Below are 26,194 nucleotides of genomic sequence, written 5' to 3'. Positions count from 1 at the left end.
GCGCTTTCGCCTCAGCACCGCCACCGCAGGATGCTGCGGGGATCTCAGTGCTCACCGGGTCTGCTCACACGCCTCCCGACCGCGGGGCCAGGTTAAACGACGAGAGCAGAGCAAAGCCCACCGCTATATGAAGGCTACCGCTTTTGAAAACAACCACGATTAGAGGGAAGACGCAAAGACCTACATTACGGGATCAGCGGCGCGATGTCCAATAGCCCCTCTCCCCCGTGTGCGTCAAGCCCGCCGCGCCCTCGGCCGCGGGAACCGGGCCCGCGAACGCGTGGCAGCCGGCGTCGGGTGACGGCGGATGGGCACTGGATCCACGCCACCGGCCACCCCGCCGGCCATTCCGACTGCCGCCCCGCCGCCTATCCCGACTGCCGCCCCGCCGCCTACCCCGTTGCAGGCTCCGGCAGCGGACCGGTGCTCGTGTCTCCGCGCAACCGCTTCACGACCAGTTCGGCGCTGATCAGGCACATCGGGATGCCGATCCCGGGGACCGTCGAGCTCCCCGCGTAGAACAGGTTCTCGACCTTCGCGCTCCGGTTCGAGCCACGGAAGAACGCGCTCTGCTTGAGGATGTGGGCGGGCCCGAGGGACGTGCCCCGCCACGCGTTGAGGTCGTCCGCGAAGTCCTGCGGACCGTAGCTGCGCCGTACGACGATGCGCTCGGCCAGGTCGGGGATGCCGGCCCACGTCGAGATCTGCCCGATGACCGCGTCCGCGAGGTCCTCGACGCGCGCGTCTCCCCCGCGGTCGACCCCGCCCCTGCCGATGGTCACGTCGGCCGGGATGGGCACGAGCACGAAGACGTTCTCGTGGCCGTCCGGCGCGACGGAGCGGTCGGTGGCGCTCGGACGGCAGACGTAGAGCGACGCCGGCGACGGCACCGAGGTCTCCCTGCCGAAGATCCGCCCGAAGTTGTCGCGCCAGTCGGTGGTGAACAGCAGCGTGTGGTGCTCGAGCTGCGGCAGCCCGCCCCGGACGCCCAGGTACAGCAGGAGCGCGCTCGGCCCGGGAACCCGCTTCTCCCAGTACTTCTCCGGGTAGGTCTGCAGCGCGGTCGGCAGCAGCGTGGTCTCCGTGTGGTGGAGATCGGCACCCGAGACGACGATGTCGGCGTCGACCGACGTCGTCGTGCCGCCCGCCCGGTAGGTGACGGCGCGCACGCCCGCCGCACGGCGGTCGAGCGGCGACCGCCCGGGCGTGCGGGGGGCCGTGTCGATCGAGACGACGTCGGCGCCCGTGCGGATCTCGACGCCGGCGCCCACGGCCACGCGGCGCATGGCCTCGATGAGGGTGGTGAACCCGCCCATCGGGTAGAGCACGCCGTCGTCGAGGTCGAGGTGGCTCATGAGGTGGTACATGCTCGGCGCCTCGAAGGGCGAGCTGCCGAGGAAGACGGCCGGGTAGCCGAGGATCTGCCGGATCCGGGGGTCGGCGAACCGCTTCTCCACGAAGGACTGCAGGGGTCGCACGAGCAGCGAGCCGATGCGCGGGAGGCGCCGGAGGACGTCGGGCCGCAGGAACGGCAGGAACGATTCGAAGGTCGAGTACAGGAAGCGCTTCTTGGCGATCTCGTAGGCGTCCTCGGCGGAGTCGAGGTACTGCGAGAGGCGCTCTCCCGCGCCGGCCTCGAGGGACTCGAAGAGTTTGGTGACGGCCTCGCGGTCCGCGGGGACGTCGACGGTGTCGAAGCCGTCCTCGAAGACGACGCGGTAGCCGGGGTCGAGCCTCACGAGGTCGAGCTGCTCGGCGGCGCTCGTCCCCATCAGCCTGAAGAAGTGATCGATGACCTCGGGCATCAGGTACCAGGAGGGGCCGGTGTCGAAGCGGAAGCCGTCCTGCTCCCAGGACCCTGCACGCCCGCCGACCTCCTCGCGCTTCTCCAGCAGGGTCACGCGGTGGCCCTCCTGCGCCAGCAGGGCCGACGTCGCCAGCCCGCCGATCCCGCCGCCGATGACGACGACGTCCTGTCCGCCCACCCGGGGGCGCTCGCTCTGCTGTGCGGTCATGCCGTCCTCTCCTGCGCGGTGGCTTCCGGTATCGCGCGACCGGTGAAGGCTTGTGCCATGATGCGGAGCTTCACCGGGTTGGGGACCCGGATCCGCGCCCGGAGGAGTTCGTCGGCAGGGGTGCGCCGGAGCCTCACCGCGAGTTCGGTGAAGAGCCCCTGCGCGAGGGCGACGGCGCGGCGCGGGGCCGCGGGCAGGCCCGGGAGCGCGGCGGCGGAGATCCGCAGGTCCTCGTCGATGTCGTCCAGCAACCGGATCTTGTCCGCCTCGCTGAAGCTCCCGGGCCGGACGCCCGGGAAGTAGCTGCGCCCGAGGGTCGAGAAGTCCTCCGCGAGGTCCCGCAGGAAGTTGATCTTCTGGAAGGCGGCCCCGAGGTGCCGCGCGCCGTCCACGAGGACGGCGTCCTCCTCCGGGGTGACGGGCCGTCCCACGAGGAAGGCCCGCAGGCACATCAGCCCGACGACCTCCGCGGACCCGTAGACGTACAGGTCGAAGGACTCCTGGGTGTGTTCGCGCTGCGTGATGTCCGCGCGCATGGAGGCGAAGAACGGCCGCGTGAGGTCCGTGCCGATCCCCGTGGTCCTCGCCGTGACGGCGAAGGCGTGCACCACGAGGTTGGCGCTGTAGCCCGTGGCCATCGCCTGCTCGGTCTCGCGTTCGAGTTCGTCGAGGAGCCGCTCCACGCCGGCAGGTGGGACGCCCGCTCCCGCCGCGGCGCCGTCGACGATCTCGTCGGCGACACGGACGAGCGCGTAGACCGCCTCGATGGAGGTCCTCGTGGTGCGGTCGAGCGTCCGCGCGGCCATCCCGAAGGAGGTCGAGTAGCAGCGGATCACCTCGGCGGACGTCCTGAAGGCGGCCGCGTCGTAGCGGGCGAGCGAGTCCTGAACACCCACTCAGCGCACCCGGTCCACGACGGCCGTCACCACGGGCTCGAGGGCCGTCCGCAGCGCGGGCGGTACCGCCCCGGACTCGAGGTGGGTGCGCGCCCGGGACGCGTAGTCCGCTGCCAGGTCCGCGGAGTAGTCCCGCGCGCCGCTGTCGACGAGGATGCGGCGGACGTAGTCGGCGTCCGCCGCGGACATGCCGGGACTGCCGACGAGCGAGGAGATGCTGTTCCACTCGGGACGCGCTGCGACATAGGACATCAGGGCCGTGCGCTTGCCTTCGCGCAGGTCCCCCCAGTTGGTCTTCCCGGTGCGTGTCTCGTTGCCGAAGACCCCCAGGAGGTCGTCGGCGATCTGGTACGCGATACCGGCGTCGCGCCCGAACTCCCCGAGTCGCACGATGACCTCCTCGTCGGCGCCCGCGAGGACGGCGCCTGCCTGCAGCGGCCCCTCGAAGGAGTAGACGGACGTCTTGAGGCGGGCCATCCGGACGATGTCCTCGAGGGGAGGCATCGCTGGATCGAGCGAGGACTCGATGTCGAGGAACTCCCCCGCCGCCGAGGCGAAGACCGCCTCGTCGAGGATCTGCCCGAGCCGGCGGCGTGTGGCGGCCGGCGCCTCGACGCGTTCGAGCAGGCGGTAGGCGTTGGACAGGGCGAGGTCCCCGGCGATCACGCCCGCCGACAGCCCGACGTGCCGCGCGCCGTCCGGGGACATGCCCGCACGCTCGGCGACGCTGCGGTAGTGGCCCGAGACGTTGGGGATGCCGCGCCGGACGAAGTCCCGGTCGATCACGTCGTCGTGCACGATCAGGGCCGTGTGGAGCAGTTCGAAGGCCGCCCCGAGCTCGGCGGCATTGCCGACGTCCCGGCCGCCGAGCATCTGGTAGGCGGACATGACCATGCGGGGACGGAATCTCTTGCCACCGGCCGTGCAGCGCTCGAGGGTCTCCCACAGGGCGTGGTACCCGGGGCCGACCTTCGCCGCCCGCACCTTGGACTCCTCGAAGAATCGCGCGAGGGCACCCTCGACCTGTTCGAGCCCGGCGGGCTCGACCAGCAGGGTGTCCATATCCATAGGTAAAGTAAACAACGGATAGGGCGCCCCTGACGAAATGGGGTGCAGGCGGCCGGATCGGCTGCCCGGCCGCGGCGGACCCGCCGGCCGGTCCCCGGGAAAAAGGGTGCCACGATGGCGAGCGAAGCAGGAACCATGCGGCAGGACGCGGCGGGCACGGAGGCCGAGCTCGTCGTGCTGCTCGCCGAGGACGGCACTGCCGTGGGGACGCACGAGAAATCGACCGTCCACACGCCCGACACCCCCCTGCACCTCGCCTTCTCCACGCACGTCTTCGACGACCGTGGGCGCATCCTCGTGACGCGCCGTGCGCTGTCCAAGAAGGCCTGGCCCGGCGTCTGGACGAACTCCTTCTGCGGCCACCCGGCCCCCGGGGAGACCTTCGAGGACGCCGTCGACCGCCGCGCCGCACAGGAGCTCGGCTTCACGGTCAGGGACCTCCGGCCCGCGCTGCCGGACTTCCGGTACCGCGCGGTCGACGCCTCGGGCATCGTCGAGAACGAGGTCTGCCCCGTCTACACGGCCGTCGCGGGGAGCGCCGTCGCACCGCTGGCCGAGGAGGTCATGGACTTCCAGTGGGTGGATGCCGCCCAGCTGGTCCGCGCCGTCACCGCGACGCCGTGGGCGTTCAGCCCCTGGCTCACGCTGCAGCTCCCCCTGCTCTACCCGCGAGGCGCCGAGGGGCCGGGCCCGCGCCGACCCGCCTGACCCGCCGCCCCCGGACCCGCCGCCCCCCCCCGGACCCGCCTGAACCTGCCGGGATGCGGCGGCGATGGACTGCGGCAAGCCCTAATCTGGTAGCGGCACCATTTCAACGACGAAAGAGAGTTTCGCCATGGCGACACCCACGCCAACCCCCGACGACGTCGTCCTCGTCGGCGGCGCCCGGACACCCCTCGGACGCCTCAACGGACAGCTCGCCTCCTTCACGGCCGTCGAGCTCGGAGCACTCGCGATCACCGGTGCCCTGGAACGCGCGGGCGTCGACGCGGCGGCGGTCGACGCCGTGATCATGGGCCATGTGGTGCAGGCGGGCTGCGGCCAGAACCCGGCGAGGCAGTCGGCCGTCAAGGCCGGCATCCCCTGGAACGTCCCCGCCGTCACCCTGAACAAGGTCTGCCTCTCGGGCCTGACGGCCGTGATCGACGCCGCCCGCCTGATCCGCAGCGGCGAGGCCCGCGTGGTCGTCGCCGGCGGCCAGGAGTCGATGACTCGTGGACCCCACCTGCTGCCGGGCTCCCGCCAGGGCTGGACCTACGGGTCCCTGCAGGCCCTCGACTCGGTCGCGCACGACGGCCTGACCGATGCCTTCGACGACGAATCCATGGGTGCTTCGACGGAGCGCGGGAACGTGCGCCTCGAGATCCCCCGCGCCGAACAGGACGAGGTCGCTGCGGCCTCGCACAGGCGAGCCGCTGCCGCCACCGAGGGCGGTGTCCTCGGCGAGGAGATCGTCCCCGTGTCGGTGCGGCAGCGGAAGGGCGACGACGTCGTCCTCACCGCCGATGAAGGCATCCGCCCGACGACGACCGTCGAGTCGCTGGCGAAGCTGCGCCCGGCGTTCAATCCCGACGGCGCCATCACGGCCGGCAACTCGTCCCCCCTGTCCGACGGCGCGGCGGCGCTCGTCGTCACCACGCGGTCCTATGCCGAGGAGGCGGGACTCACCGTCCTGGCCGTCGTCGGGCGGCCCGGGCAGGTCGCAGGACCGGACAACACCCTCCACTCCCAGCCCTCGGCCGCCATCCGGCAGGCTCTCGACCGGGCCGGCTGGACGGCCGGGGAGCTCGATTTCATCGAGATCAACGAGGCGTTCGGATCCGTCGCCGTCCAGTCGCTCAAGGATCTCGACTACCCCCTCGAGAAGTGCAACATCCATGGCGGAGCGATCGCGCTCGGTCACCCGATCGGCGCCTCGGGTGCCCGGCTGGCCCTCCATGCCGCCATGGAGCTCGCCCGGCGTGGGAGCGGGAAGTCCGCCGTGAGCCTGTGCGGCGGTGGAGGCCAGGGCGAGGCCCTCCTCCTCTGGCGCTGACGCGCGACGAACGGCAGAGAACAGGAAAGAGCCCCGCTTCGCGAGAAGCGGGGCTCTTTCCGTACTGCGGCGGTGCCGGCACATGCCGGCCGCGGGTGCAGCGGTGTTACTTGAGGGTGACGGTGGCGCCGGCGGCCTCGAGGGCCTCCTTGGCCTTCTCTGCTGCTTCCTTGGTGACGCCTTCGAGGACGGCCTTGGGGGCGCTGTCGACAACGTCCTTGGCTTCCTTGAGGCCCAGCGAGGTGAGCGAGCGGACTTCCTTGATCACTGCGATCTTCTTGTCGCCTGCAGCCTCGAGGACGACGTCGAACGCGGTCTGCTCCTCTTCGACTGCTTCGGCGCCGCCACCGGCGGGGCCTGCGACTGCGACTGCAGCAGCGGTGACATCAAAGGTCTCTTCGAACAGCTTCACGAAGTCCGAGAGCTCGATGATGGACAGTTCCTTGAAAGCTTCAATGAGCTCTTCGTTGCTGAGCTTCGCCATGGGAGGCGTCCTTCCTTTAGTGGTGCAGGGCACCGGAGTGTGTGGATCGAAGGGAAACTAGTTCGCTTCGGGTGCTGCGGCTTCCTCGGCGGGAGCCTCGGTCGGAGCTTCTGCGGGGGCAGCGGCTTCCTCGGCAGCAGGAGCATCGGCGTCGGCTGCAGGTGCAGCGCCGCTTTCCTCCTCGAGCTTGACGCGCAGTGCGTCGACGGTGCGTGCCAGGGCGGACATCGGTGCCTTGAGGACACCGGCGACACGGGCGAGCTGGAGCTCACGCGACTCGAGGGCCGCCAGGGCGATGACCTCGGAAGCATTGAGGGCCTTGCCCTCGAAGATTCCGGTCTTGATGACGAGCTTCGGGTTGGCTTTCGCGAAATCCGTGAGGCTCTTGGCCGCAGCAACGGCGTCACCCTTGATGAAGGCGATCGCGGTGGGTCCGGACAGCTGGCCGTCGAACGCATCGATGCCCGCCTCCTTCGCCGCGATACCCGTCAGGGTGTTCTTGACGACCGAGAACTTGTTGTCGTTGCCGAGGGCACGACGCAGGTCCTTGAGCTGAGCAACAGTGAGCCCGCGGTATTCGGTCAGGACAGCGGCGGTGGAGTCCTTGAAATCGGTGGTGATCTCGTCCACTGCAGAAACCTTGGTTGGCGTTGCCATAACCCTCCTTCCGGGGATATGCGCCGGCTTTCCAGCTCCAATGAAAAACGCCCCGCGCAGATGCACGGGGCTTTGCTCGACACGGGCACGTGGCCGGCGGAGAGGAGCTTCGTATCACCTGCGTAGGCCGTCCCTGACGGGAACTTTCGGATCCGAGTCCTTCTTCCGAGCAGCACACGGGTGCACTGCAGGCAAGTGGAGGTGGATCGACCGACGGTCTTTGGTTCCCCTAGCCTACGCGACGTGCGCGGGCCGGCCAAATCGCCGTCGGCCGGTCAGCGCACCTCGTCAGGCGAGGATCTTCTGCCACCCTGCCGTCCGTCCGGTCGGCCGGAAGCCGAGTGCCACGTTCACGGCAAGCATGAAGGAGTTCTCCTCCGCGTTCCACGTGTAGACGCGCCGGGCATCGGGCCACTCCCCGAGCGCGCGGCGGAGGTTGGCCGTCTTCAGCCACATGCCGAGCCTGTGCCCGCGGTGCTCCTCCAGCACGAGGGTGTCCTCCTGGTACACCACGGCCGGCCTCGACCCGAAGCGCTCGAGGATGGTGTGCCCCACGAGCTTCCCGCTCGCCCTGTGCTGCACGGCGCGGACGAGGGTCGAGGCGCCGCCCTCGAGCGCCGTCGCCTCCTCCCGCCGGATGCGCCCTGCGTCCCACGACTCCTCCTCCTGCGCGAACCCGCCGAGGGGAGGGTCCGTGCTCATCCGCTGCCTCAGGAGCGCGTAATCCGCCACGAGACCGTCAGGACACCGGTCCGTCCACCCGACGAGCCCGTACTGCCCCGACCCCACGCCAGCGGCCTCGGACTCCTGCACCTCGAGGCCACCCGGTGCGCCCTCCGCCTGCCGGAGCCCTGTGAGATCGAGGACGCTCTGGCGGTCCACCTGGACGAGCTGGAACCCGGAGCGCAGGGCGAGGACCGAGGAGGCGTCGTCGGCCGGGAAGCTGCCGGCGCCCGTCGGGGGTACGAGCACCGGCCCGGCCGTCTCCGCACCGTCCACGGGAGCGTCGGACCAGGACATCAGGACCGTCCGGCCCCGTGCTGCGGCCTGCTGCTGGGCGAAGGCGAGCAGGGCGGTGGCCGTCCCCCGCCGCCGGTGGGCCGGCAGTACCTCGATCTGGAGATACGCCGTCCGCACATTGTCGCGCTGCGGGATGCTGAGCCGGGCATTGGCCACGATCTCACCAGCGACCCGCGCCACGCCGAGCACCCGCTCGCGATCCGGCGTGGACTGCATCAGGGTGAGGCGTTCCTCCACCTCCAGCCGGAAGTCGTCGTGCCCCCACAGGGCGCGCTCCACCTCGTTGCTGACGGCGGCGCTCCGTGCGAAGTCGATCCCGCCCGCCGCGTCCGGGGTCGCGGGGATGGGGAGCCGCTCGATGGTCATGTCCATCGGCTCAGCATAGCCATAGTGATTGGGATTACTCAATCACTGATGCTGCCGGACACGGAAAAGCCCCGCGGCGCGTGCCGCGGGGCTCCTCCGACAGGCCTACCTAGACGGTGTAGACCTTGGTGACGTTCGGGTCGACGGGGATGCCGGGACCGAAGGTCGTGGAGACCGTGGCCTTCTGGATGTAACGGCCCTTCGAAGCCGACGGCTTCAGGCGGAGGATCTCCTCGAGTGCGGCGGCGTAGTTCTCGCCCAGCTTCTGCTCGTCGAAGGAGACCTTGCCGATGATGAAGTGGAGGTTCGAGTGCTTGTCGACGCGGAAGTCGATCTTGCCACCCTTGATGTCGGTGACGGCCTTCGCGACGTCGGCCGTGACCGTGCCGGTCTTCGGGTTCGGCATCAGGTTGCGGGGGCCCAGGATCTTGCCGAGGCGTCCCACCTTGCCCATGAGGTCAGGGGTAGCCACCGCTGCGTCGAAATCGGTCCATCCGCCGGAGACCTTCTCGATCATGTCGTCCGAGCCGACGAAGTCGGCGCCGGCCGCGATGGCCGCTTCTGCCTTGTCACCGGTCGCGAAGACCAGGACACGAGCGGTCTTGCCGGTGCCGTGGGGGAGATTCACGGTGCCACGGACCATCTGGTCCGCCTTGCGGGGGTCCACTCCGAGACGGAAGGACACCTCCATCGTGGCGTCGAACGTCGAGGGGTTGGTCTCCTTGGCGAGGACTACCGCTTCGAGGGGGGTGTACTGCTTGTCCGCCTCGATCTTCGCGGCAGCTCCCTTGTATGCTTTGCTGCGCTGTGCCATCTGCTTGTTCTCCTTATGCAGTCGTGGTCATCGGACCGCGCTGGGCCCTGCCACTCACGGCTGCCCCGCGGTTGCGGCGCCGTCGTGCTGTGAAATGGTGGTGTGCCCCGTCCGGAGGTGCCGGACACGGGCGGGTGGTGGGGGCTGTCAGCCCTCGACCGTGATGCCCATGGAGCGGGCGGTGCCGGCGATGATCTTCGCTGCTGCCTGCACGTCGTTGGCGTTGAGGTCTTCCATCTTCATGGTCGCGATCTCTTCGACCTGGGCGTTGGTCAGCTTCGCGACCTTCACCGTGTGGGGCGTGCCCGAACCCTTGGCGACGCCGGCGGCCTTCTTGATGAGCTCGGCTGCCGGAGGGGTCTTCGTGATGAAGGTGAACGAGCGGTCCTCGTACACCGTGATCTCCACGGGGATGACGTTTCCGCGCTGGGATTCCGTGGCGGCGTTGTACGCCTTGCAGAATTCCATGATGTTGACACCGTGCTGGCCAAGTGCGGGACCGATAGGAGGAGCCGGGTTGGCGGCGCCTGCGTTGATCTGCAGCTTGATGAGGCCGGTGACCTTTTTCTTGGGGGCCATGAAAGGGTCCTTCTCTTGCATTGCGTTCCCGCCGGACAGGAGCGTCCTGCGGGGTGGTGGCCGTCCTGGCGTGACGACCTGACGGTACTTCCGGCCAAGCAAGCCGGGAAGCACCGAAGCTTTACTGGATCTTGGTGACCTGGCTGTACGAGAGCGTGACCGGGGTCTCGCGCTCGAAGATCGACACGAGCACGACGAGCTGCTGCGACTCGTGCTTGATCTCCGAGATGGTCGCCGGGAGGGTCTCGAAGGGCCCCTCGTTGACGGTTACGGACTCGCCGACCTCGAAGTTGACGGTGGCCGGGGTGAACTGCGGCTGCACCGGCTTGCCCGACTCTGCGTCGGTGTGCACGATCGTGTGCTCCAGCATGGAGAACACCTCGGACAGGCTCAGGGGCACCGGGTTGTGGGCGTTACCCACGAAACCGGTGACGCCGGGGGTATGGCGGACCGCACCCCAGGACTCGTCGGTGAGGTCCATGCGCACCAGCACGTAACCGGGGATACGCACGCGGTTGACGATCTTCCGCGTGGTGTTCTTGATCTCGACGACCTCCTCCATGGGCACCTGGATCTCGAAGATGAAATCCTCCATGTCCAGGGTCTGGATGCGGGTCTCGAGGTTCGCCTTCACGCGGTTCTCGTAGCCGGCGTAGGAGTGGATGACGTACCAATCACCCTCCTGGCGGCGGAGCTTGGCCTTGAAGTCGGCGACGGGATCGGGGACCTCCTCGGCGGGGGCGTCGTCGTCCTCCGAGCCCGAGGCCTCGTCGATGGCACCGACGGCCTCGTCGACGGCGTCCGTGGCGGTGGCTTCGATGTCGGCGTCGGCCGCATCGGTCCCGGCGTCGTCGGGACCGGTGGTCCCGGTCTCGTCGGCTTCGGTCGCGTCCGTCTCGGTGTCGTCCGCGAGCAGGCCGTCCGCGAGGTCTGTGGAGGTGGCACCGGAGTCCTCAGCAGGCACGTCGACGTCGGAGGCATCCGCCTCCGCGGCGTACTCCTCGTTCTCCAGACCATCTTCGGGAGTGATCTGCCGTTCGAGTTCTTGCTCGGACACCTAGCCGCCTGCTTTCGAAAGTTGTCTTGCTTGCCTGTACTCAACCCGACACGACAACGGCCGTCCCGGGGCGTGCATTCCTGCGGTCGGGATCAGCTGTCGCCGAACACCCAGACTGCGCCGGCCCCGAACAGGAGGTCCAGGGCTGTCACGAGGAGCATCATGATGATCACGAAGGCGAGCACGGTGATGGTGAACCTGACCAGTTCCCGGCGGGTGGGCGTGACGACCTTCCCGAGTTCCGCGAAGACCTGGCGGACGAACAGCATGATGCGTCCGAAGATCCCGCGTCGGGGGGCCTTCTTCTCGGCGGGGCTTCCCTTGGAGCTGCTCGCAGCCGTATCGGTCACCGTCAACCTCATCAATCTGTGTGGTGTTCCAGCCGGACCACCAATGGCGCCCCCAGCTGACCATATTTACCGCCGCGCGGGGCCTGTGCCTGCGCCGGGGCTTCGTGATCTGTTTCTGCCGTGCCTTCGCGAGCTTTCCGCGAAGGCCACGCGCAGGGCAGACAGGACTCGAACCTGCAACCTGCGGTTTTGGAGACCGCTGCGCTACCAATTGCGCCACTACCCTTCGGCTTTGAACACGTACTGCTTCCACTCCGGACGGGCCCGTCGAGGGCACGATCCATCATGGTGTTTCAACACCGAGGATCAAGTCTACGCATTCACCGGCAGAACGTCGAACCGGGTACCCGGAGCGGTGTCCGGGCGGCGGTTCCGAGGGTCGGCCCCCGTGCCGGATGGTGCGGTGGGGCGCCGTCGTTCGTCCGATCGGGGACGCACGGGCGCCAGCGCCTAAGCTGGAAGCTGACAAAAGACCCTCACGGAACGGGACCCGATGAACGCGACGACCGACGACTCACTCCGCGCAGCACTCCCCCGGATCTCGCGGCGGATCTCCTCCATCGCGGAGTCGGCGACGCTGGCCGTCGACGCGAAGGCCAAGGCCCTGAAGGCGGCCGGACGGCCGGTCATCGGGTTCGGTGCGGGCGAGCCGGACTTCCCGACGCCGGACTACATCGTCGAGGCGGCGATCGCTGCTGCACGCCAGCCGAGGTTCCACCGCTACTCCCCGGCCGGGGGCCTCCCCGAGCTCAGGCAGGCCATCGCCGAGAAGACCCTGCGCGACTCCGGCTACGCCGTGGACCCGGCCCAGGTGCTCGTGACGAACGGCGGCAAGCAGGCCGTCTACGAGTCCTTCGCGGGCCTCCTCGATCCCGGCGACGAGGTCCTCGTGCCGACACCGTTCTGGACCACGTACCCCGAGGCCATCCGCCTCGCGGGAGGCGTTCCCGTCGAGGTGTTCGCCGGCCCGGACCAGGGCTACCTCGCGACCGTGGACCAGCTCGAGGCCGCGCTGACGCCGCGCACGAAGGTGCTGCTGTTCGTCTCGCCGTCGAACCCCACCGGGGCGGTGTACGGGCCCGACGCCGTCCGTGAGATCGGCGAATGGGCGGCTGCGCGTGGGCTCTGGGTCGTGACGGACGAGATCTACGAGCACCTGACCTACGACGGCGTGCCCTTCACGTCGATCGCGACCGCGGCGCCGTCGGTCGGCGACAAGATGGTCGTCCTCAACGGCGTGGCGAAGACCTACGCGATGACGGGCTGGCGTGTGGGCTGGATGATCGGCCCGAAGGACCTCGTCAAGGCCGCGACGAACCTGCAGTCGCACGCGACGTCGAACGTGTCCAACGTGCCCCAGATGGCGGCCCTCGCGGCGGTCTCGGGCCCGTTGACGGCCGTCGACGAGATGAAGGTGGCGTTCGACCGCCGCCGTCGGGCCATGGTGTCGGCCCTGAACGAGATCGAGGGCGTCGAATGCCCCACGCCGCACGGTGCCTTCTACGCGTACGCCGATGTGCGGGCCCTGCTCGGCCGCAGCTTCGACGGAGTGGCACCGGCGACGTCCGCCGAGCTCGCCGCGCTGATCCTCGAGAAGGTGGAGGTGGCCGTCGTGCCCGGTGAGGCGTTCGGTCCCAGCGGCTTCCTGCGGCTGTCCTACGCCCTCGGCGACGAGGACCTCGCGACAGGTGTCGCACGCCTCCAGGAGTTCCTCGGCTCCGCGCGGTAGCCCCTGCGGCCCGCGGCTTCAGAGCAGTCTGCGCTCCGTGGCCCAGCGCGTGAGTTCGTGGCGCGACGACAGCTGCAGCTTCCGCAGGACCGCGGAGACGTGCGTCTCCACGGTCTTGACGGAGATGAAGAGTTCCTTCGCCGTCTCCTTGTAGCTGTATCCGCGGGCGATGAGTCGCATGACCTCCAGTTCGCGGGCCGAGAGGCGGTCCAGCTCGTCGTCGACGGCGACGGACGCCGTGCCGAACGCGTCGAGGACGAACCCGGCCAGGCGCGGGGAGAACACCGCGTCGCCCGAGGCGATGCGCTGCACGGCGTCGGTGATCTCGGGGCCTGAGATGGTCTTGGTGACGTAGCCGCGAGCGCCTGCGCGGATGACGGCGACGACGTCCTCGGCGGAGTCCGAGACGCTGAGGGCCAGGAACCGGGAGCTGGTGCCGCGCTTGGCGCACCGGTGGAGGACTTCCGCGCCACCGCCTCCGCGGCCGCCCGGCAGGTGTACGTCGAGGAGGACGACGTCGGGAGCCGTGGCCGCGATGACCGCTTCCGCCTCCTCCACCGTGGCCGCCTCTCCGAGCACACGGATGACGGGGCCGAGTGCCGCACGGAGTCCCGAGCGGAAGATGCCGTGGTCGTCGACGATGACCACGGAGACCGTCCCGGGGACCGCCGCGTCCGTCAGCGGGGTGTCGCCGTCCATCGATACTCCTCCCCCGGCCGTCCTGCCGGGCCTTCTCGTTCGTTCGGTGGTTGTCAGCTGTGCGTCGGTTGTTCGTTCGTTCGGCGGATGCCCGGCCTACGCCTCCCGCCGGACCGCGGTGGGCAGCCGCAGCCGCACCTCCGTGCCGTCCGCGTCGCTGCGCAGGTCCGACGACCCGCCGTGCCGCGCCATCCTGCTGTGGATCGATTCGCGGATCCCGAGGCGGTCCGACGGTACGGCCTCCGGATCGAACCCGGATCCGCGGTCCCGGACGAAGACCTCGACGGCGTCGGGGCCGGCCTCCAGGTAGACGGACACCGCGACTCCTGCGTGCTTGGCGGCGTTCAGCATCGCTTCGCGTGCGGCCTGCGCCAGAGCGTCCTCCGCGGGCCCGAGGGCGGCGTCCCCCACCGCGACGACGGCGACCGGGTGGCCGTAGAGGTCCTCGATCTCTCCCGCCATCGCGCGGAGACGCTCGGCGAGGCTGCCCGGATCACGGGTTGGATCGGCGAACAGCCATGACCGCAGTTCGCGTTCCTGCGCCCGCGCCAGGCGCAGCACGTCGGTCTCGGAGTCGGCCCGGTTCTGGATGAGCGCGAGGGTCTGCAGGACGGAGTCGTGGAGGTGGGCCGCGATCTCCGCGCGCTCCGTCTCCCGGACCCGGCCCGCCCGCTCCCTCTCGAGGTCGCGCCAGAACTTCAGGCCCCAGGGTGCGAGGACCAGCCCGACGCCGGCGAGGACGGCGAGCACCGCGACGAGCGTGGCCACCGTCAGCGTCCACGAGCCGCTGCTGGACAGGGCGACGAGGACGCCGGCCACCACCAGCACGATGCCCGCCAGCAGCCGCAGGGTCCCGCCGACCCGACCGGCGCCCGCACGGTTCATGACCCGGGCACGCCGCACCTCGTCCAGCTGGGCCCAGGCCAGGGCTGCACCCGTCGCCACGACGGCGATCGGGAGGAGGAAGCCCCAGTTGACCTGGACACCGAGCATCTGCACCACGAGCACGGCCGCCGCGAGCAGCAGTGCCGTACCGAACAGGATCTCCCGCCGGCCCGCGCTCATCGTGCGGTCACGCCACGAGTCCGCATCGAAGAAGCCCGCCGTCACCGCATCCGCCATGCCCGCGCCGCCAGGGAGGGGGACGTGGGACGATGATGCGCCGACGCCGCCCGCGCCGCCGCCCGAGCCGCCGACGCCACGGGGACTGTCGAAGCTCCCGATGCCCCCGGTTCCCCCGGTGCCGGACGCGGCACGGGACGCAGGTCCGGCAGTTCCGACGCCCTCCATGAAGGCTGCGGGTCCACTCCTCCGCTCCGCCTCCGCGGCCTTGTCGGCCGCGGTGGGGACGAAGATCCACAACCACGCATAGAGCACGATGCCGGCACCCGAGGCGAGGGTCAGGAGGGCCATGCCCACGCGGACCCAGGACCGGGCGATACCCAGGTGCAGCGCGAGCCCGGCGCAGACGCCGGCGATCACGCCGTCGGATCTGCGCAGCAGCGGGGGTCTCATAGCAACATCACAACACACGGGAGCCGCCCCGGGGACTCTCCCGGAGGAGAATCAGGGCGCTCTCAGGGTTCAATCAGGGTCGGCCCCGATTCCCCCGCACGCCATCCGGAGGAAGCATGGAGGCATGACCTCAGCACCGAACCCAGGCGGGCCGTCCTGGCAGCAAGAACCGGCCGCTCCGAATCCCTTAGGGCACCCCGCCTCGTCGCCGTTCTACCGGTGGATCCGCGGCCTGGACGTCACCCGGGCATCCGACCGCTGGATCGGCGGAGTCGCCGGTGGCGTGGCCCGCCGTACCGGTCTGGACCTCGCCCTCGTCCGCGGGATCATCGTGGTCCTGGCGGTCTTCGGAGGCATCGGGGTGCTGCTCTACGGACTCGCCTGGGCCCTGCTCCCGGAGCCCGACGGGCGCATCCACCTCGAGCAGGCCGGCCGCGGGTCCTGGACGTCCGGCCTGACCGGAGCGGTCGCCCTGGTGACGGTCGGCCTGTGGGGCCCCAACGTCCCCTTCCACGGTGGCGGCGGTCTCTTCTGGACCGTGTTCTGGATCGGAGCCGTCGTCCTCTTCGTGTACTGGATCGTCAACCGCTCCAGCGACGGCGGGACCCGTCCGGAGATGCCGGGCGGTGGCCCCTCCGGCTCCGGCGGTGGTCCGGCCAGTGGTCCGGTTCCCCCGTCGGGTCCGGGCTCCTTCGGTCCGGGCTCCTTCGGTCCGGGCTCCTTCGGTCCGGGCTCGTCCGGTCCGGGCTCGTCCGGTCCGGGCTCGTCGGGTCCTGCCGGCCCGCCACCGTTCGGCGGATCCGGTCCCGCAGGTTTCGGGGGCTCGACCGGTCCTACCGGATCCACCGGCCCGGACGGTCCCACTGATGTCACGGACGCCGGCGGTTCCACCGACACCAGCGGATCCCCGGACTTCGATACGAGCTTCTCCGGGGCCGCAGACTCCGCGGCCGTCGGAGGCAGCGAGAGCAGCGGAAGCCCCACGGGACCATCCGGCTCCTCGCCCATCGGAGACGACGCCGGAGACGACGCCGGAAACGACGCCCCGGACGACGCGGCAGGTGGCGGCCGCGACCGGACGGGAGCCCAGGACGACGACACCGACCGGACCGTCCCCCTGCCCTACCGGCCCGGCGCACCCACGCAGGCCATCCATGCCTCCCCGCAGACGTACGAGCCCTACCAGCCGTACCAGGGCTGGTCCGACACCTCCGTCTACCCGGGCCCGGGGGTCCCCGCCACCGGGGCTCCGTCCCGCACGGGACGCACCCCCGACCACCGTGCACCCCGTCCGTCAGGGTCCGCGACCGCGCTCCTCGTGGGCGGAGCGGTGACGGTCGCCGCCGTCGTCCTCGCCTTCGACTACACGGGCGTCCTCGACATCACCAATGCCGCCGTCGTGGCATTCGCGACGGCCGCCATCGTCCTCGCTCTCGGGGTCGTCGCCCTCGGAGTGCGAGGACGGACCTCGGGACTGGTCGGGCTGACGGCGGCGCTCGCGACCGTCGGAGCACTCGTCGCCTCGTTCACCGTGGTGGGAGGGGCCTGGATCGTCGCCCAGGAGTCGAGAACCGTCCCCGCATCCCTGCAGGCGGCCTCCGACGGGTACAGCGTCCTGGCAGCCCAGACCACGATCGACCTCGCCGACCTGCCACGACCCGCGCGCGACGTCGTCGTGCCGGTCAACTCGCTGGTGAGCGACGTGACGGTGATCGTCCCCGCGGACGTGCCGGTCGAGGTGCGCACCCGGATGGCGCTCGGCAGCGCCGACGCCCAGGGTGCCGCGCCGGCCCTCGGTACACCGTCGCCACAGTTCGACGGCGACGGCGGGGTCCTGCAACTGAGCAGCGACGAACTGAATCCCGATGCGACCGGGCCCGCGCTCATCCTCGACGTACGGGGCGCACTGAGCGACGTCACCATCGTCACGGCGCCGGGCGCCGACACCTCGCCCACTCCCAGCTCACCCACCCCCGCAGGAGACACCCCGTGAGTACCTCACTGACCCGACCGAAGCGCCGAGCGCGCGTCGTCACCATCGTCTGGGGGGCCGTGCTCCTCGCCGTCGCCGTCCTGATCCTCGTCGGCCAGTTCGTCTCGCTGACCATCGACCCGGTGATCGTGGCCCTCGGCCTGCTGGTCGGGGTCGGGCTGTCCCTGGTGGCAGGTGGCATCCTGTCACTACGGACGCGACCGACTCCCGAGGACCACGACGACGGTCTTTCGACCTACTGACCACAGCGCACCTCCCGGCCCTGAACCGAAAGGCACACCATGCAGTCCTTCTACCGGATCCTCCGCTCCTCCCCCGTCAAGCGGGCCCCCGGCGGGATCTTCGGCGGTATCGCAGCCGGCATCGCACGCCAGTACGGCTGGCGCGTGAGCTACGTACGCATCGCGATGCTGCTCAGCTTCCTCCTCCCGTTCATCGGCCTCCCGCTCTACCTGGTGCTGTGGCTGCTGCTGCCGGCGACCGACGGCAGCATCGTCCTCGAGAAGGCCCTGAGCCGCTAGGGACCCGAGCCGCCCACGGAAGGGGCATCCGCGCACACCGCGGATGCCCCTTCCGCTGTCCGACCTGCGAGGATGGAGAGCGTGCCGAAGACCACCCCCGCCCGCATCTTCCCCCGACTGCTGATCGCGTCCTGCGCCTTCCTCTTCGTCTCCGGCTACTTCGTGGTGCGGTTCCCCGACGTCGAGGGCGCCAGCTACGCGTCGTACGGCTTCAACCTGCTGATCGCGCTGCCGGCCTTCATCGCCCTCGTGCGGCAGTTCGGTGCCGCACGAGGGGCCGCGGCACTCGCGGCCGTGTCCGTCTTCGGCTACCTGATCGAGGGATTCGGGGTGGCCACGGGCTATCCCTATGGCGAGTTCTACTACGGCGATCCGCTGGGGCCCACGATCCTCGGCCTCGTCCCGTACCTGCTGCCGCTCTCCTACGTGCCCCTGGTCATCGGCGCGGTCGCCGTGGTGTCCGGATCGGGGAGCCTGCTGCGGCGGATCGTCCTCGGCGGGCTCCTGCTGGTCGTGATCGACGGGGTGCTGGATCCGGGGGCAGCGGCGCTCGGCTTCTGGATCTGGCCGGACGGCGGCCCCTACTACGGTGTGCCGCTCTCGAACTACGCCGGGTGGCTCGTCTCCGGGATCGTCGCCTCGGCACTGATGGCATGGATCGGAGGCCGCCGGCTCACCGAGGTACCGCTGCGGCCGGGGCTCGTCGACAGCCTGCTGGTCTCGATGTTCCTGTGGCTCGGGGTGTGCGTCTTCTCGGGGCTCGTGTTCCCCGCCGTGCTGGCCGCCGCGCTGATCGTGGTGCTCGTCCGCCGCCGCCTGCAGCTCGCCCGGACCGCGGACGCTCCCGGCACGACGAAGGACTCCGTGGAGGCGGCGCCGCTCCCCTGACGGACCGGACGAACGTCAGGTGCCGGAAGCCAGCCGGGCCAGCAGCTTCTGCGTGGACATCATCGCGCCGCCGAGGACCGCCGGCAGCCCTCCACCCGGATGCACCGAGGCCCCCACGCGCCACAGCCAGGGGCGCACGGGATCCGAGTAGGGCGGCACGTGGAACGGCCCGCTCATCCACGCGGGACGCACCGCTCCGTACAGGGCCCCGCCGGCGGAACCGCGCTCGCCGAAATAGCCGGGATCGAGGATTTCGTAGCTGCCGAAGTACTCCTCGATCGGCTCGGGGAGCCCCAGGACGCGGGTCGTCCTGGCGAGTTCCCGCCGCACGAACGGGTCCCCGAGCGAGTACGTCCTCCCGTTGGCCGGCGCGGTGAGGAGCAGCGCGAGGGTCGCCGACGCGTTCGGGTACACCCCGTGCGCCGGGTAGTAGTTGGCGAACGCCATGGTCTGTTCCGGTTCCTCGCCGGCCTCCAGGCTCGCGTACAGCGCCGCCGGGTCGTCCGGCATGATCACGCCGTGCCGGCTCGTGCCCTCGGGCAACGGGCGGGCGAGCACCGCGTAGACGCCGACGGCGGAGCAGGTGAGCTTCCGCGGGGTCCTGGGCGCGCGGCCGGCGAGGAGTCCGCCGAGGCGGTGGGCGTCGACGGCGCTGACGACGGCGTCGGCCGGGTAGGTACCCGCCGCCGTCCGGACCCGCCGCCGTCCGATGCGCTGGACGGGCTCGCCCATGTGGATCTCGACGCCGGCGTCGACGGCGAGCCGTTCCAGGGCCAGCACCAGCTCGTAGACGCCGCCCTCCGGGATCCATACGCCGTCCTGCGCCATGATGGCCGGCATGCTCGCGTACAGGGCCGGTGTACGGGTGGGGCTGACGCCCGCGTTGAGGGTATGGATCGCGATGACCTCCCGCAGGCCGTCGGGCAGCCACGGCAGGCTCTCGAGGTAGCTGCGGGTGGTGAGCCTGCGCCCGTACAGCCTGCCCAGCCGCGACAGCGCGGGGTAGGACGCCTTGTCGAGCGGTCCCGTGGTCAGCAGGCTCGACACGTCGCCGCCGAGGACGCCGTGCTCGGCCGCGAAGCGCACCCAGGCAGCGTGCCACGGATGCCCCGCCGGGACGGGCAGCGGGCACTCCTCGCCGCGGTAGTAGTAGGTGCCGACCTCGGCGAGCCGCTCGAGTCGGAGGTCCGCGATGGCGGCCGAAGATCCGGGGAAGGATCCGGAGGGGACGGGCCCCGCGGGTCCGACGGCGTCGAGCAGCTCCAGGAGTTCCCGCCACACGGACGGGAAGGTGAGGAGCGACGGCCCCGTGTCCATGCGCTGCCCGGCGACCTCGATGCGGCGGCTCTTGCCGCCCACGGAGTCGGAGGCTTCCAGGAGCGTCACGCCGTGCCCCGCGCGTCCGAGCAGCGCGGCGGCGGTGAGGCCGCCGATCCCGCCTCCGACGACGACGACGCGGCTCACCGGTACAGTCCGAGCGTCAGGGCGACCACGAGCTGGACGCCCGCGACGGTTCCGGCGACGTACGGGAACGCGATCGAATAGCGGTAGAGCCGGTGACCCGTCTCGGGGCGCGGGTCGCGGTGGAGGGCCCACAGGAGCCAGCCGGCGATCAGGGCATTCACGACGGCGACGGGGATGTTCACGAGCGCGAAGCACACGGTCGAGACGGCCCACCATGCGCCGCTCCAGGCCACCACGCCGCGGACCCCGAGCCGCACCGCCGTCGTCGTGATGCCCGCTCCCCTGTCCTCGTCGATGTCCTGGACGGCGTCGTACGTGTGCTTGGCGGCACTCCAGGCCATGAGGCCGAGCGCGGCGGCCCACACCGGGGCGTCACCCAGCGCGTACGGCACGAGGACGAGCGGGAAGGCGTACGCGGCGTTGCTGATGGAATCGACGAACGGCCGCGCCTTGAAGCGCAGGGGCGGAGCCGAGTAGAAGACGAAGACGAGGGCGTAGAGCGCGATCCAGGCGAGGGCCGCCGGCGGCAGGGTCAGCGTGAACCATGCGAGGAAGGGCACGTTCGTGACGACGACGGCGAGCCAGATGGCGCGGACCTCGGACGCCCTGATGCGGGCGCCCTCGAGCGAGCCCTTGCGCGGGTTGAGGGCATCGGTGTCCTGGTCGAAGATGTCGTTGACGCCGTAGATGAGCAGGTTGAACGGCAGCGTGAGCCAGACCAGCAGCGCGAGGGCCTCCGCCTGCCAGAACGTCCCCGTGAGCCACATGCCGACGACGCCGGTGCCCAGCGTGTTGATCCAGAGGACCGGACGGGAGATGTGGACCATGCGCAGCGCCGCTGGCGCAAATCCTGCTTCGGGCACTGCGGGTGTCCTCCTCGGACGGCGTGGTGGCGCAACCCACGGGGTTCGGGCCCGTTCTGCGCCGGTTGGTCCCAGCCTACGGCGCGGCGGCTGCCTGTTCCGCCCGCGGCAGGGCCGGTGTGACGCAGTCGGGTGCCGCCATGTTGTGTGTCTAGAATCATAGGCGGGCCCGACGGCGTGCTCCCGATGGACCATCCACCTCCTCGTCTAAGGAACCCCACGCCATATGAAGATCGGAATCCTCACCAGCGGCGGCGACTGCCCCGGGCTGAACGCCGTCATCCGCGGCGCCGTGCTGAAGGGCATCAAGGTGCACGGGCAGGAGTTCGTCGGCTTCCGTGACGGGTGGCGCGGCGTTGTCGAGGGCAACGTCATCGACCTCCCCCGGCACGCGGTGAGGGGCATCTCCAAGCAGGGCGGCACCATCCTCGGGACCTCGCGCACCAACCCCTTCGAGGGCAACGGCGGGGCCGACGCCATCCGGGAGAACCTGGAGCGGCTCGGCATCGACGCGATCATCGCGATCGGCGGTGAGGGGACGCTGGCCGCCGCCAAGCGGCTGACCGACCTCGGCCTCAACATCGTCGGTGTCCCCAAGACCGTCGACAACGACCTCGACGCCACCGACTTCACCTTCGGTTTCGACACCGCGGTGCAGATCGCCACCGAGGCCATCGACCGGCTGCGCACCACGGGCGAGTCCCACAGCCGCTGCATGATCGCCGAGGTGATGGGCCGCCACGTCGGCTGGATCGCCCTCCATGCGGGGATGGCGTCCGGCGCCCATGCCATCCTGATCCCCGAACAGCAGACCAGCATCGAGCAGATCGCCGACTGGGTCGCGACCGCCAACGCCCGAGGGCGCGCCCCCCTCGTCGTCGTCGCCGAGGGCTTCGTCCCCTCGCACATGGAGCAGGCGCACTCGGAGCGCGGGCTCGACACCTTCGGCCGCCCCCGCCTCGGCGGCATCGCCGACCAGCTCGCCCCCGAGCTCGAGGCCCGCACGGGCATCGAGACGCGTGCGACGATCCTCGGCCACATCCAGCGCGGCGGCGTCCCGACGTCGTTCGACCGCGTGCTCGCCACGCGCCTCGGCATGGCGGCGGTGGACTCGGTGACGGACGAACTGTGGGGCACCATGGTGTCCCTCAACGGCACGGAGATCGCGCACGTCGGCTTCGAGGCCGCGCTCGGGAACCTCAAGCGGGTGCCGCAGCACCGCTACGACGAAGCCGCCATCCTCTTCGGCTGATCGATGGACCTTGATCCGGGCACCGTCTCGATCATCCAGCTCGCCTGGTCACGGCTGCTCGGGCTCGACGACGGCGCACTCGCGGGCGGCTCGGAGCGCCTGTACCGCGCGGACGACGACGCCTCCCGGCTGACCTTCGTGACCCTGTTCGGGCGGGAGGTCCTCAAGGGGCCGGCCTGGGCCGTCGAGGCCGGGCGCAGCCTCTCCGGGCCGGAACTGCGGAGCGCCTCGACGCTGCTCGCACTCACCCGGGACCATGGAGGACGAGCGCTCGGCGAGGCCCAGCTGTACTTCTGCGATGCGCTGCCGCGGTTCGACGGGCCGCCCGCCGTCGTCTCCAGCGAGGCCGCGCTCGTCCGCGAGCTCGAGCGCAGGTGCCCACCCGACGACGTCGCCGAGGCGGACCTCGCAGGGGCGGAACACCCCTTCGTGCTGGTGGACGGCACCGGCGGCACCGACGACGCGCAGCCGACGCCCCTGGCGGGTGCGGGCTACGACATCTGGGAGGGCATCCTGGCGCACGTCGCCGCCATCACGCCGCCGGAGGAACGCCGGAAGGGCTATGCGGGGCGGGTGGCGGCCGTCGCGGTCGAGGAGGCCATGGCCGCGGGTCTCGTGCCCCAGTGGCGGGCACGGACGGACAACACGGCGTCGCAGCGGACGGCACGCCGGGCGGGCTTCGTGTTCGCGGGGACCCAGACATCGGTGGCCCTCGAACCCCGGTGAGGTGGAGCCCTCCCGCCGACCGGTCGGGACGCGGTGCTCCGCGCCGGGAACCTACCGGCCGAACAGTTCCAGGAGCTCGGCCCGGCCGAACAGCCCGGCGGCGGCACGGGCCGACGGCGTCCCGGCCTCCGGATCGGCACCCGCCTCGACGAGGAGCCGCGCGACGGCCTGGTGGCCCTTGAAGACCGCGCCCGCGAGGGGTGTCTGTCCGCGGTCGTTCGCCTGGTCGGCATCGGCTCCGCGTGCCAGGAGATCGCGGACGACGGCGGGGTGTCCGTTGTACGCGGCGAGCATGAGCAGGCTGTCCCCGGCGGTGTTCGTCAGGGTGAACGGCACACCGGCATCGAGGTACCGCGCGAGGGTGGCGGCATCGCCCTGCCGAGCGGCGTCGAACAGGGCATGCGCGAGGGCTATCGCGGCCGCGGCGCCGTCGTCGTGCTCGTCCCTGCCCCCCGTGCCCGGCTGCTGGCCGGCATCGTCCCGCGCGCTCATCGTGGCGCTTTCAGGAAGCCCGTGGTGCGCCCGACGACCTGCCCCGCGTCCGGCGCGACGATGACCTCCTGACCGGCGGCGTACCGCTCCTCCCCGTCCTGCACGAGGAGGTCGACCGAGGCGTCGACGGAGCGCTTGAGGATGGCGAGGGCGATCGGCCCCATCTCGTAGTGGTGGCCCACGGAGGTCACCCTGCCCACGGTGCGGCCCTCGACGATCACGGGGCTGCCCGGTGCCGGGAGGGTGTGCTGGCTCCCGTCGAGATGCAGGAAGGTGAGCCGGCGGGGCGGATGCCCGAGGTTGTGCACGCGGGCGATCGTCTCCTGGCCCTTGTAGCAGCCCTTCGCGAGATGCACGGCCGTGCGGAGGAGGTCGAGCTCGTGCGGAAGAGTCTTCTCGTCCGTCTCGAGGCCGGGCCTCGGCCGCCATGCGGCGATGCGCAGGGCCTCCGCCGCGAGCGAGCCGGCGAGCTCGAGACCCGTCGAGGCGACGGCGGCCTCGAGCCCGTCGCGTGGCACGAGGAACTCGTACCAGGGCCGCTCGCGTCCGGGGTGCCCGTCGTCGACGGTCGAGTAGGCGTAGCCGCCGGCGCGGATGGTCGGCCACGGGTCCTCCCACACGACGACGCCGTCGCCCAGCTCCGGCAGCGCCCGGGTGGCACCGAGGACGGCCCAGGTGCCGGTGGCATCGGTGACCTCGACCCGGAGCATGAACTTCATGCGCTCGAGGAACGCGGCCAGCGGGGCGGCCTCGCCACCCTCCGTGACGAGCCAGGTGGTGGCGCCGTCGTCCACGACGTGCGCCGAGTGCTCGATGCGGCCCTGCACGGTGAGGAGCAGGGTCTCGGAGCTCTGCCCGGGCTGCAGGCCGAGGAGCAGCTGGGAGGAGAGCGTGTTCAGCCAGCTGAGGCGGTCGGGCCCGGAGACCGTCACCACCCCCCGATGGGAGAGGTCGACGACGGCCTCCCCGTCGGCGAGGAGGCGCTGCTCACGGAAGGGGTCACCGTAGTGGGATGCCACGGCGGCATCGGCTCCGCCGCCCTCGACGGCACCGGATCGGCTGAGGAAGGGGCTGCGGGAGGTCATGACGGTATAACGCCTTCCAGGCGGGACTATTCCGCGGTGCTGGGTGGGAGCGCGGCAGGGCGCTCAGGAGACTTTCTTGAGGATGGCGGAGGCATGGGCCTCGAGGGAGTTCCCGTCGGCGGCGACGTCCCAGCGCCAGTAGAGGTTGCCCTCGACGAGGCCGAACAGGCGCGTGGCCGCGGTGTACTCCTTGGAATGCTGGCCGCGCATCACGAGGTCGGTGCTGAGCTGGATCTGCGGGCCCTTGATGCTGCCGTAGTAGAGCTCGGCGATGCCGCCGGGGTGGACGACCGTCGCGGTGATGTCGAAGCCGCCGGCGTCGTTGCGGAACTGCTCGACCTCGTCGGCCGTCTTGAGGGCCGGGACGATGTCGGCGGGGCTCAGTCCGGGGCCGACGTCGGCGTCGTTGAGCTTGCGGTCGAGGGCCCAGAAGCCGGTCTCCACGGAAAGCGGCCGCAGCTGGGACCCCTGTTCGTCGATGAGCCAGGACTCGGCACTGTACTGCAGGTAGGGGAGGCCGTTCTGCGAGAACGTGACCTTCTGCGAGAAGCGTTCGGAGTCGGCGGTGCCCTCTCCGAGCATCCCGGTCCCCTCCCAGGTGCCGAGGAGCCACGACAGGGGGACGAGCTCGGGCGTGAGATCGGTGGGCAGGTCAATCGACATGGGGTCTCCCGGTCGGTCGGCTACTTCTGGCCCTTGTACAGGCGCGTGATGACGAGGGCTGCGAAACCTGCCATGCCGAGACCGGCGACGACCAGCAGCGAGATGAAGAAGATTTCGAGAGCAAGGATGGACATGCTTCCATCCTAGCGCCCGGTCCGGACGGTGCCCGACAGGCGCCTCCCGCCCGGGGAGGAATGGTCAGGAGAGGAACAGCTTGTCCAGGAAGTACACGACGGCGCCGATCGCGAGCACCGGGGCGACGCCGGCGGAGATCGCCGCGACGACCGTCAGCGGCGTGTCCCGGCCGACGAGCAGCCGGCGGGTGCCGGCGATCACGACGCCGCAGGCGAGTCCCACCGAGGCCGCCGCCAGGGCCGGCACGTCGGTGAGGAGCAGTGCCCCGAGCGGACCGGCGAGTGCGGCGAGGACGACGGCGGCGGGCGCCACGAGGCGGTCGGGGAAGGGCAGGAGGCACACGGCGATCGCGATGAGGACGCTGACCCCCGTCACGAGCATCATCCCCGAGTCCGCGGCGTTCGCCGCCAGGCGCTCGGCAGCGACCCATCCCGCCCCCATGCCGATGACGACCACTCCGGAACTCGCGCCGAGCGTCGATTCCAGCCGGAGGCTCTGCCCGGTACCGCGGAGGAGCTGGATCATGAAGACGGCGCCGACACCGAGGGCCACGGACGCGGGGAACCAGGTGAGAAAGGCCGGGCCGGGGGTGGTCGCCGTGAGGACGACCGCGACCAGGGCGCTCAGCCCGATCGCCGCCGACTGGCTCTTCTTCGCAGGTACGCGCAGGACGTGAGGCCACCCGATGGCGGCCAGGACACAGGCGGCCCCGGCGGCGATCGCGACGGCGAGGAGGGAGACGTAGGAGGACGCGACGATCGCCCCGGTCGCCAGCGCCGCCGCTCCGGCCGCTGCAGCCACGCTCGTCCTCTTCACCCCAGCAATACT

Annotated in this window: 27 protein-coding genes and 1 tRNA gene; 9 read left to right on the top strand and 19 right to left on the bottom strand. The window is 70.6% G+C overall.

The genetic code is table 11. The annotated features are described in order from the left end of the window. Positions 1-392: 392 nt before the first annotated feature. Genes crtI through ACX80K_RS07430 form a run of 3 tightly spaced genes read right to left on the bottom strand, consistent with a single transcriptional unit; the run spans position 393 to position 3,979 of the window. Positions 393-2,015, bottom strand: coding sequence for a phytoene desaturase family protein (crtI, locus tag ACX80K_RS07440; protein ID WP_459271219.1), 1,623 nt, complete (start codon positions 2,013-2,015; stop codon positions 393-395). Beyond that, positions 2,012-2,911 (bottom strand): phytoene/squalene synthase family protein, encoded by a 900-nt coding sequence (locus ACX80K_RS07435; protein WP_459271218.1) that lies wholly within the window; start codon positions 2,909-2,911, stop codon positions 2,012-2,014. Before ACX80K_RS07435 ends, crtI begins: the two co-directional genes overlap by 4 nt. Next, positions 2,912-3,979, bottom strand: a complete 1,068-nt coding sequence (locus tag ACX80K_RS07430) for a polyprenyl synthetase family protein (protein WP_459271217.1) — start codon at positions 3,977-3,979, stop codon at positions 2,912-2,914. It lies immediately after the preceding gene. A gap of 114 nt (positions 3,980-4,093) precedes the next feature. On the opposite strand from ACX80K_RS07430, the gene idi reads away from it, so the two are divergent. Both idi and ACX80K_RS07420 read left to right on the top strand, forming a co-directional pair. Next, positions 4,094-4,687, top strand: a complete 594-nt coding sequence (idi, locus tag ACX80K_RS07425) for an isopentenyl-diphosphate Delta-isomerase (protein WP_459271216.1) — start codon at positions 4,094-4,096, stop codon at positions 4,685-4,687. Positions 4,688-4,814: 127 nt separating this feature from the next. Further along, entirely contained in the window at positions 4,815-6,014 is a 1,200-nt protein-coding gene (locus ACX80K_RS07420; protein WP_459271215.1) for an acetyl-CoA C-acetyltransferase, read from the top strand. Positions 6,015-6,120: 106 nt separating this feature from the next. On the opposite strand, the gene rplL is transcribed toward ACX80K_RS07420, so the two are convergent. From rplL to ACX80K_RS07380, 8 genes are all read right to left on the bottom strand, one after another. Then, on the bottom strand, positions 6,121-6,498 hold the full coding sequence (rplL, locus tag ACX80K_RS07415; RefSeq protein WP_459271214.1) for a 50S ribosomal protein L7/L12: 378 nt from the start codon (positions 6,496-6,498) through the stop codon (positions 6,121-6,123). A 57-nt stretch (positions 6,499-6,555) separates the two neighbouring features. Then, on the bottom strand, positions 6,556-7,155 hold the full coding sequence (rplJ, locus tag ACX80K_RS07410; protein WP_104180851.1) for a 50S ribosomal protein L10: 600 nt from the start codon (positions 7,153-7,155) through the stop codon (positions 6,556-6,558). 288 nt (positions 7,156-7,443) lie between these two features. Beyond that, on the bottom strand, positions 7,444-8,547 hold the full coding sequence (locus ACX80K_RS07405) for a GNAT family N-acetyltransferase (protein ID WP_459271213.1): 1,104 nt from the start codon (positions 8,545-8,547) through the stop codon (positions 7,444-7,446). Positions 8,548-8,650: 103 nt separating this feature from the next. Then, positions 8,651-9,355 carry a 50S ribosomal protein L1 gene (gene rplA / locus ACX80K_RS07400; protein ID WP_459271212.1) on the bottom strand — a complete coding sequence of 235 codons (705 nt, stop codon included), beginning with the start codon at positions 9,353-9,355 and terminating at the stop codon, positions 8,651-8,653. A gap of 147 nt (positions 9,356-9,502) precedes the next feature. After that, positions 9,503-9,934 (bottom strand): 50S ribosomal protein L11, encoded by a 432-nt coding sequence (gene rplK / locus ACX80K_RS07395; protein ID WP_087030133.1) that lies wholly within the window; start codon positions 9,932-9,934, stop codon positions 9,503-9,505. Between the two features lie 121 nt (positions 9,935-10,055). Then, on the bottom strand, positions 10,056-10,991 hold the full coding sequence (nusG, locus tag ACX80K_RS07390; RefSeq protein ID WP_459271211.1) for a transcription termination/antitermination protein NusG: 936 nt from the start codon (positions 10,989-10,991) through the stop codon (positions 10,056-10,058). 92 nt (positions 10,992-11,083) lie between these two features. Beyond that, positions 11,084-11,341 (bottom strand): preprotein translocase subunit SecE, encoded by a 258-nt coding sequence (gene secE, locus ACX80K_RS07385; protein WP_258062482.1) that lies wholly within the window; start codon positions 11,339-11,341, stop codon positions 11,084-11,086. A gap of 153 nt (positions 11,342-11,494) precedes the next feature. Next, positions 11,495-11,567, bottom strand: a tRNA-Trp gene (locus ACX80K_RS07380). Positions 11,568-11,834: 267 nt separating this feature from the next. On the opposite strand from ACX80K_RS07380, the gene ACX80K_RS07375 reads away from it, so the two are divergent. Continuing rightward, entirely contained in the window at positions 11,835-13,070 is a 1,236-nt protein-coding gene (locus ACX80K_RS07375) for a pyridoxal phosphate-dependent aminotransferase (RefSeq protein WP_459271210.1), read from the top strand. Positions 13,071-13,088: 18 nt separating this feature from the next. Here ACX80K_RS07375 and ACX80K_RS07370 read toward each other — a convergent pair whose 3' ends face one another. Both ACX80K_RS07370 and ACX80K_RS07365 read right to left on the bottom strand, forming a co-directional pair. Continuing rightward, positions 13,089-13,769: a LuxR C-terminal-related transcriptional regulator gene (locus tag ACX80K_RS07370; protein WP_459271209.1), complete on the bottom strand. Its 681-nt coding sequence runs from the start codon at positions 13,767-13,769 to the stop codon at positions 13,089-13,091. Positions 13,770-13,865: 96 nt separating this feature from the next. Continuing rightward, positions 13,866-15,284 carry an ATP-binding protein gene (locus ACX80K_RS07365; protein ID WP_459271208.1) on the bottom strand — a complete coding sequence of 473 codons (1,419 nt, stop codon included), beginning with the start codon at positions 15,282-15,284 and terminating at the stop codon, positions 13,866-13,868. A gap of 124 nt (positions 15,285-15,408) precedes the next feature. Here ACX80K_RS07365 and ACX80K_RS07360 point away from each other — a divergent pair, with 124 nt between their 5' ends. The 4 genes from ACX80K_RS07360 to ACX80K_RS07345 all read left to right on the top strand — a co-directional run bounded on the left by ACX80K_RS07360 (position 15,409) and on the right by ACX80K_RS07345 (position 18,686). Continuing rightward, a complete protein-coding gene (locus ACX80K_RS07360) occupies positions 15,409-17,277 on the top strand; it encodes a PspC domain-containing protein (RefSeq protein WP_459271207.1) in 1,869 nt (622 codons plus the stop codon). Further along, positions 17,274-17,519, top strand: coding sequence for a hypothetical protein (locus ACX80K_RS07355; RefSeq protein WP_459271206.1), 246 nt, complete (start codon positions 17,274-17,276; stop codon positions 17,517-17,519). Before ACX80K_RS07360 ends, ACX80K_RS07355 begins: the two co-directional genes overlap by 4 nt. A gap of 39 nt (positions 17,520-17,558) precedes the next feature. Beyond that, a complete protein-coding gene (locus ACX80K_RS07350; protein WP_459271205.1) occupies positions 17,559-17,798 on the top strand; it encodes a PspC domain-containing protein in 240 nt (79 codons plus the stop codon). Positions 17,799-17,879: 81 nt separating this feature from the next. Continuing rightward, positions 17,880-18,686 (top strand): carotenoid biosynthesis protein, encoded by an 807-nt coding sequence (locus ACX80K_RS07345; RefSeq protein ID WP_459271204.1) that lies wholly within the window; start codon positions 17,880-17,882, stop codon positions 18,684-18,686. 15 nt (positions 18,687-18,701) lie between these two features. Here the strand turns inward: ACX80K_RS07345 and ACX80K_RS07340 are convergent, their stop codons facing one another. Continuing rightward, positions 18,702-20,150, bottom strand: coding sequence for a phytoene desaturase family protein (locus ACX80K_RS07340; protein WP_459271203.1), 1,449 nt, complete (start codon positions 20,148-20,150; stop codon positions 18,702-18,704). Then, positions 20,147-21,013, bottom strand: coding sequence for a UbiA family prenyltransferase (locus tag ACX80K_RS07335; RefSeq protein ID WP_459271202.1), 867 nt, complete (start codon positions 21,011-21,013; stop codon positions 20,147-20,149). The genes ACX80K_RS07340 and ACX80K_RS07335 overlap by 4 nt, the downstream gene beginning before the upstream one ends. 226 nt (positions 21,014-21,239) lie before the next feature. Between ACX80K_RS07335 and ACX80K_RS07330 the strand changes: the two genes are divergently transcribed. Next, the gene (locus ACX80K_RS07330) at positions 21,240-22,265 is read left to right on the top strand and encodes a 6-phosphofructokinase (protein WP_459271201.1); all 1,026 of its coding nucleotides are present in this window, start codon (positions 21,240-21,242) and stop codon (positions 22,263-22,265) included. A gap of 3 nt (positions 22,266-22,268) precedes the next feature. Beyond that, the gene (locus ACX80K_RS07325; RefSeq protein WP_459271200.1) at positions 22,269-22,991 is read left to right on the top strand and encodes a GNAT family N-acetyltransferase; all 723 of its coding nucleotides are present in this window, start codon (positions 22,269-22,271) and stop codon (positions 22,989-22,991) included. A 51-nt stretch (positions 22,992-23,042) separates the two neighbouring features. Here the strand turns inward: ACX80K_RS07325 and ACX80K_RS07320 are convergent, their stop codons facing one another. The 4 genes from ACX80K_RS07320 to ACX80K_RS07305 form a co-directional block, all read right to left on the bottom strand. Then, positions 23,043-23,483 (bottom strand): ankyrin repeat domain-containing protein, encoded by a 441-nt coding sequence (locus ACX80K_RS07320; RefSeq protein ID WP_459271199.1) that lies wholly within the window; start codon positions 23,481-23,483, stop codon positions 23,043-23,045. Further along, positions 23,480-24,568: a CAF17-like 4Fe-4S cluster assembly/insertion protein YgfZ gene (ygfZ, locus tag ACX80K_RS07315; protein ID WP_459271198.1), complete on the bottom strand. Its 1,089-nt coding sequence runs from the start codon at positions 24,566-24,568 to the stop codon at positions 23,480-23,482. Before ygfZ ends, ACX80K_RS07320 begins: the two co-directional genes overlap by 4 nt. Positions 24,569-24,631: 63 nt before the next feature. Next, a complete protein-coding gene (locus ACX80K_RS07310; protein WP_459271197.1) occupies positions 24,632-25,231 on the bottom strand; it encodes a heme-binding beta-barrel domain-containing protein in 600 nt (199 codons plus the stop codon). Positions 25,232-25,429: 198 nt separating this feature from the next. Next, a complete protein-coding gene (locus ACX80K_RS07305; RefSeq protein ID WP_459271196.1) occupies positions 25,430-26,167 on the bottom strand; it encodes a hypothetical protein in 738 nt (245 codons plus the stop codon). Positions 26,168-26,194 lie beyond the last annotated feature (27 nt).

The sequence above is a fragment of the Arthrobacter sorbitolis genome (assembly GCF_054510995.1).
Note: the sequence above shows the minus strand (reverse complement) of the source record. Positions and strands in the feature narration are given on the sequence as shown.

What these genes read in the sequence shown, in the direction of transcription:
- crtI (WP_459271219.1), bottom strand. Translation starts at nt 2,015, where the DNA reads ATGACCGCACAGCAGAGCGAGCGCCCCCGGGTGGGCGGACAGGACGTC.
- ACX80K_RS07430 (WP_459271217.1), bottom strand. Translation starts at nt 3,979, where the DNA reads ATGGATATGGACACCCTGCTGGTCGAGCCCGCCGGGCTCGAACAGGTC.
- idi (WP_459271216.1), top strand. Translation starts at nt 4,094, where the DNA reads ATGGCGAGCGAAGCAGGAACCATGCGGCAGGACGCGGCGGGCACGGAG.
- ACX80K_RS07420 (WP_459271215.1), top strand. Translation starts at nt 4,815, where the DNA reads ATGGCGACACCCACGCCAACCCCCGACGACGTCGTCCTCGTCGGCGGC.
- rplL (WP_459271214.1), bottom strand. Translation starts at nt 6,498, where the DNA reads ATGGCGAAGCTCAGCAACGAAGAGCTCATTGAAGCTTTCAAGGAACTG.
- rplJ (WP_104180851.1), bottom strand. Translation starts at nt 7,155, where the DNA reads ATGGCAACGCCAACCAAGGTTTCTGCAGTGGACGAGATCACCACCGAT.
- ACX80K_RS07405 (WP_459271213.1), bottom strand. Translation starts at nt 8,547, where the DNA reads ATGGACATGACCATCGAGCGGCTCCCCATCCCCGCGACCCCGGACGCG.
- rplA (WP_459271212.1), bottom strand. Translation starts at nt 9,355, where the DNA reads ATGGCACAGCGCAGCAAAGCATACAAGGGAGCTGCCGCGAAGATCGAG.
- rplK (WP_087030133.1), bottom strand. Translation starts at nt 9,934, where the DNA reads ATGGCCCCCAAGAAAAAGGTCACCGGCCTCATCAAGCTGCAGATCAAC.
- ACX80K_RS07375 (WP_459271210.1), top strand. Translation starts at nt 11,835, where the DNA reads ATGAACGCGACGACCGACGACTCACTCCGCGCAGCACTCCCCCGGATC.
- ACX80K_RS07370 (WP_459271209.1), bottom strand. Translation starts at nt 13,769, where the DNA reads ATGGACGGCGACACCCCGCTGACGGACGCGGCGGTCCCCGGGACGGTC.
- ACX80K_RS07365 (WP_459271208.1), bottom strand. Translation starts at nt 15,284, where the DNA reads ATGAGACCCCCGCTGCTGCGCAGATCCGACGGCGTGATCGCCGGCGTC.
- ACX80K_RS07360 (WP_459271207.1), top strand. Translation starts at nt 15,409, where the DNA reads ATGACCTCAGCACCGAACCCAGGCGGGCCGTCCTGGCAGCAAGAACCG.
- ACX80K_RS07350 (WP_459271205.1), top strand. Translation starts at nt 17,559, where the DNA reads ATGCAGTCCTTCTACCGGATCCTCCGCTCCTCCCCCGTCAAGCGGGCC.
- ACX80K_RS07330 (WP_459271201.1), top strand. Translation starts at nt 21,240, where the DNA reads ATGAAGATCGGAATCCTCACCAGCGGCGGCGACTGCCCCGGGCTGAAC.
- ACX80K_RS07325 (WP_459271200.1), top strand. Translation starts at nt 22,269, where the DNA reads ATGGACCTTGATCCGGGCACCGTCTCGATCATCCAGCTCGCCTGGTCA.
- ACX80K_RS07320 (WP_459271199.1), bottom strand. Translation starts at nt 23,483, where the DNA reads ATGAGCGCGCGGGACGATGCCGGCCAGCAGCCGGGCACGGGGGGCAGG.
- ygfZ (WP_459271198.1), bottom strand. Translation starts at nt 24,568, where the DNA reads ATGACCTCCCGCAGCCCCTTCCTCAGCCGATCCGGTGCCGTCGAGGGC.
- ACX80K_RS07310 (WP_459271197.1), bottom strand. Translation starts at nt 25,231, where the DNA reads ATGTCGATTGACCTGCCCACCGATCTCACGCCCGAGCTCGTCCCCCTG.